Genomic DNA, 4,830 nt, shown 5'->3' with positions numbered 1-4,830 from the left:
TGCTCGACACCGACTCCGCCAATCAGTAGGCCGCTCCCATCTCCGAGCGCGCTCGCTCACGCTCGCGCTCGGTGATGCCCATCAACCAGGCGGATTGCTCGTCCATCAACCAGCTCGCCTCGCAACAGTCGTGAGCGCGGCCCGGGAGTTCGTCGGTGGACCCTGGCTGGGTGTTGAACCGCCAGGTGGGGAGCGCTGGAGCTACCGGGGATCTTCGGGTTCCAGCTCGCGCTCCTCGCGCGGTGGCTCGCGGGAAGGGGCCTTGCGGGACGGCGCGGCGACACCTTCTCCCAGTGGCGTGGGCTGGCACTCGCACACCGTGCGACGTGAGGACGTCTCAGTGACGAAGGCGCACGCCGTGGGGCACTCGGGCTGACTGCCTTCCTCGAAGAGCGCCAGGGTGAAGCCTCGCGCTTGAACGAGCGCCGCGTGGCACACGGGCAGGGCTTGTGCGAGCGACGGCCAGGGCAGGCGGTGCTGAGTCGTGAGGCCTCGACTGGTGGCCGGGAAGCTCAGGCCGATTCCGCACCCGGACTCCAACCGCTGACCGTCCGGGCCTACTGGTTCAAGGTGCAGGCGCCCGCCTTCAGGCAGATCTCGGAACACCGCACCCACCACGGAGATGCCGCCCTCGGGCTCCTTGCGCACGTGCAGGCCGTAGCAGGCCTCTTCGCTGAAGACGCCGTGTGCATCGGTGCACTGCTGTCGCTTCACGACGGGGCTCGGAGTCGCCGAGCGTGGCGGCTCCGACGAGGACTGCGGAGGAGTCGAGGAGTCACCTGGAGACTGCGCCGAGGGGCCCGCAGGCGCCGTGGGCAGTGCTGGTGGCTGTGACGAAGGTGAAGCGATGCCAGAAGCCTTCGGTGCAGTGCCGGCAGTCGTAGCAGGGGATGTCGTGGAGCGTGACGGAGGCGAGGCAATACTCCCCGAAAGCACTGGTGCGGCACCCACTGTCGCCGCAGGACGCGTCAAGGATGCACTCGCCCCCATTCCTCCTGGGCCTTCTGTCTCCGTGGACCGTGGTGAAGCGGCAGCCGCATCGGGTCCCTCCGCCCTCCCCGCCCGTAGCGATGACACCGAGCCCACTTCAGTCGCATCCGCTGCACGGACTCGCGGACGCCGCAGCACCAGCACCCCGCCCTTCGCATCCAGCGTCGCGGTGAAGCGTCCCCACACGTCCGGCCCCAACCGACCCAGGCTGCTCGGCGAGTCCCATCGTCCCGCGGCCTCCACCACGAGAGGCCGCGCGCCCACGCCCTCCGCCACGTCCATCGAATCCACCGCGAAGGTGCGCGGTGGCAGATGCGCTGCCGTCTCCAACGGCTGGAGCCCCTGCGCCTCTGCGGGCGCCACCGCGATGCGCGAGAAGGGCTCTCTCGTGGCGAGGACAAAGGGGCCGGTGAGCTCCGCCTCTCCTTGAGTCACCCGCACCGCCAACAGCGGCCAGTCACCCACTGGCTCGCGGCTCAACTCCACGCGGTGCACCTCCCGCGCGGCATCCGGAGCCGCCACCTCCGCCGTCGGCTGCGCCTCACGCGAACGCGACGCGGTGAACGTCACCTCTCGCCGCAGCGGGTCCACCGTGAGCGCATACGGCTCCAGCACGTCCGAGCCCAGCGTGACCGAGCAGGGCTTCTCCCCGGACAGCCCCGCGGTGCGCAGCGGCACCGTAGCTCCTCCCACCGTGAGCACAGGCAACGCCACCACTGGCCAGGCCCGGAAGCCTCCCGCGATTTCGGGCGCGCGCACGGTGCCTTCGGGTGCGGGCGCGCCTCCGTCGAAGCACGCCTGGGACACCATCGACAGGGGCCGCGCCACATCCAGCACCACAGGGACGACGCGCGCCCCCAGCTTCCCCGCGACGGTGAGGCGCAGCGCCGGCGAGGCCAGCAGCGGCAGCGTCCGCCCTGTCAGTCCTTCGGAACGTGAAGGGCCGGACGCCACCTCTCGGTGACACCCGGCCCCCACCACACTCAAACCCACCCAGAGCAGGAACGCGCCGCGCACGGCGCACAGGTTACTGCTTCTTCTGCTTGGTGAAGTCATCCACGCGAGTGTCGTCCGGCACATCCATCTTGAAGCTGTCCGCGGAGATGCCCACGTTCGTCTTCAGGTCCAGGAAGGAGATGGCGTTCTCGCTGCCGTCCGGATCCACCACCGTGCTCTTCAGCACCTGCGCCGTCGCGGGGTCCACCTCCAGCCTCACCTGCTTGAAGCGGGGCTCCACCTTCAGCGGATCCAGCACCAGCAACGTGCCCTTGCAGTCCTTGCAGGCCCCCTTGCTGATGGCGAACTCATCCGCGAGCTTCCCCTGTCCGAAGAGGAACGTCACCGAGGCGGAGAGCTGGCTGGTGTCCATGCTCGCCACCGTGAGCGACTGGGCCGGCGGGTCGTACATGTACACTTTGTTGCCGGCCAGGACGAAGGTGCGCACGGAGGGCTTCTGGTACTCCCACCGCATCAGCCCGGGCTTCTTGTAGGTGACGACCCCCTCGGACGTCTGCGTGCGCTTGAAGGTCTTGTACTTGTAGTCCTGTCGGAAGCCCGCCTTGAAGTCGCCGGTCTTCTCGTAGAAGGCCTGCATCCGGTCCACCAGGGTCTTCACCTCGGGCGTCATCGGCGGAGCCGTCTTCACCACGGGCTTCGCATCCGAAGCGCTCGCCTGGGGCGCCGCGACAGCCGTCTTGCCCGACTCGACGGCGGGGGGCTTCGCGGTGGGAGCGGGAGTCACCGGATTCACGCCCTGCGCGGCGGGAGCCTTCGTCGCGCCCGTGGGAGGCGTCACCAGGGGCTTTCCAGCACCGGCCGGAGCGCCCTGGGCCACCAGGACGGGCTGCGCGGGGACGGCCTGCGCGGCGGGCACGGCTTGCGAGGACAGGAGCGTGGCGAGCAGGGTTTCCAGGAACATGGCGTGCGTCTCCAGGGGGCCAGGTAGGCCCACGGCGTCCATCTAACCCATCCCGACGCCCCCCGGGGGGCCGGCATTCACGGCTGCTTCTTGAACAGCCGCTTCCTCTGTTTGATGGCCAGCACGTAGAAGCGCTCACGCAGCGCCTGCGCCTCTTCCGGCGGCAGGTCTCCGGACCCTCCCGCCAGGTGCTCATCCCGCCAGGCAATCGCCCGGCTGACGCAGGCCGAGGCGGCGGCGGAGATGTTGAGGCTCTGGCTGAAGCCTCGCATCGGAATCCAGAACGTCCCGTCCACGGCGTTGAGCACGTCGTCGCTCACCCCGTAGCGCTCGTTGCCGAGGACGATGGCCACCTTCTCGTCGAAGCGCAGCGTGTACAGGCTCGTCGCGCCGTCGCGGATGGCCGAGGCATACAGCTTGAAACCCCGCGACTTCAGGTGCTCCCGACACTCGGCGAAGGACTTGTAGAGCTTCACGTCCAGCCACTTGTCGCAGCCCTGAGCCACCCTCGAGTTCGGCAGGAAGGGTGCCTCCGGGTTGATGACGACGTGGACTTCCTGGACCCCCATGGACTCGCAGGTGCGAAGCACCGCGGCCATGTTGAAGCTGTCCTCCAGCCGGTCCAGGACCACCACGAAGTTGCGCGTACGCTGGCTGACGACGCGGTCGATCTTCTCCTTGCGCACATCGAGAAGGAACTGCTCCGGATCCAACTTGTCCTTCTCGACGCGCTCGTACCGAGGACCGCCGCCAGCCATCGTCTCAGCCCCTTCCGCCTGACTTGCGCGACGCGGGCTTCTTCGCGGCCGTGGACCGCTTCGGCGCGGTGCCCTTCTTCGCCAGGACCTTCGCCGGAGCCTTCTTCGCGGCAGCGGCCTTCTTCGCCGGAGCCTTCTTCGCGGCAGCGGCCTTCTTCGTCGCGGCGCCCTTCTTCACGCCCACCGACTTCTTCGCCACGGCGGCCTTCTTCGCGGGGGCCTTCTTCGCGGCCACTGACTTCTTCGCCACGGCGGCCTTCTTCGCCGGAGCCTTCGTCGCCGCCTTCGCCACCGCGGCCTGCTTCACCAGAGTCGTCTTCACATGAGCTCCCTTCGCACTGCCTTGCTTCGTGGGAGCACTCTTCACAGCAGCGCCCTTCGCCCGCCCCAGCTTCGCGGCGGTCGCCTTCACCACGGCGGCGGCGCCCTCGGAGAGGGCCTCGCGCACCTTGGCGATCGCGGCCTTGGCCACGGACTTCTTGCTCGCGCCCTTTGCTCGGGGCGGAGCCTCGACGTGCAGCTTCTCGGTGCGACCGGTGAACAGCACCTCCGCCACCGAGTCCATCAGCGCCGGCATGCCCTCGCCCGTCACGCAGGACACCGGATACACGCGGATGCCGCGCTCACGCAGCGCCTCGCGGAAGGTGTCCAGACGGGCCTGCGCGTCCGGCAGGTCCAGCTTGTTGGCGGCGACCACCTGCGGCCGGCTCGCCAGCTCCGTGCTGTACTTCGCCAGCTCGCGGTTGAGCACGTCGAAGTCGTGCAGCGGCTCGCGGCCCTCGCCCTCCGCCCCCATGTCGATGAGGTGGATCAGCACCTTGCAGCGCTCGACGTGGCGCAGGAACTGGTGCCCCAGGCCCACGCCCTCGCTGGCGCCCTCGATGATGCCGGGGATGTCCGCCATCACGAAGGACAGGTCGTCCTTGTACTGGACCATGCCCAGGTTGGGGACCAGCGTGGTGAAGGGGTAGTCGGCGATCTTCGGCCGGGCCCGGCTCACCCGCGAGATGAACGTGCTCTTGCCCGCGTTGGGGAAGCCCAGGAGGCCCACGTCCGCCAGCAGCTTCAGCTCCAGCCGCAGCGTGACTTCATCGCCCTTCGTCCCATCCTGGGCGAAGCGCGGCGTCTGCCGCGTCGAGGTCGCGAAGTTCATGTTGCCCAGCC

General features: G+C 68.9%; 4 protein-coding genes. All 4 read right to left on the bottom strand.

Annotated elements, in window-relative coordinates:
• Window positions 1-201 precede the first annotated feature (201 nt).
• Window positions 202-2,007, bottom strand: a complete 1,806-nt coding sequence (locus tag HUW62_RS45810; protein ID WP_240356731.1) for a hypothetical protein — start codon at window positions 2,005-2,007, stop codon at window positions 202-204.
• 10 nt (window positions 2,008-2,017) lie between these two features.
• Window positions 2,018-2,908, bottom strand: coding sequence for an outer membrane lipoprotein carrier protein LolA (locus HUW62_RS45805; RefSeq protein ID WP_176438029.1), 891 nt, complete (start codon window positions 2,906-2,908; stop codon window positions 2,018-2,020).
• 77 nt (window positions 2,909-2,985) lie between these two features.
• The gene (locus tag HUW62_RS45800; protein WP_176438028.1) at window positions 2,986-3,666 is read right to left on the bottom strand and encodes an RNA methyltransferase; all 681 of its coding nucleotides are present in this window, start codon (window positions 3,664-3,666) and stop codon (window positions 2,986-2,988) included.
• Between the two features lie 4 nt (window positions 3,667-3,670).
• Window positions 3,671-4,830, bottom strand: a 1,160-nt coding sequence (locus tag HUW62_RS45795) for a GTPase (RefSeq protein ID WP_176438027.1), incomplete at its 5' end; no start/stop codon positions are given.

It is taken from the genome of Myxococcus sp. AM011, assembly GCF_013372595.1.
Lineage (GTDB): Bacteria > Myxococcota > Myxococcia > Myxococcales > Myxococcaceae > Myxococcus > Myxococcus eversor.
Note: the sequence above shows the minus strand (reverse complement) of the source record. Positions and strands in the feature narration are given on the sequence as shown.

Bases quoted from the DNA above. Each gene is read 5' to 3' on its own strand.
- HUW62_RS45800 (WP_176438028.1), bottom strand. From the start codon at position 3,666: ATGGCTGGCGGCGGTCCTCGGTACGAGCGCGTCGAGAAGGACAAGTTG.
- HUW62_RS45805 (WP_176438029.1), bottom strand. From the start codon at position 2,908: ATGTTCCTGGAAACCCTGCTCGCCACGCTCCTGTCCTCGCAAGCCGTG.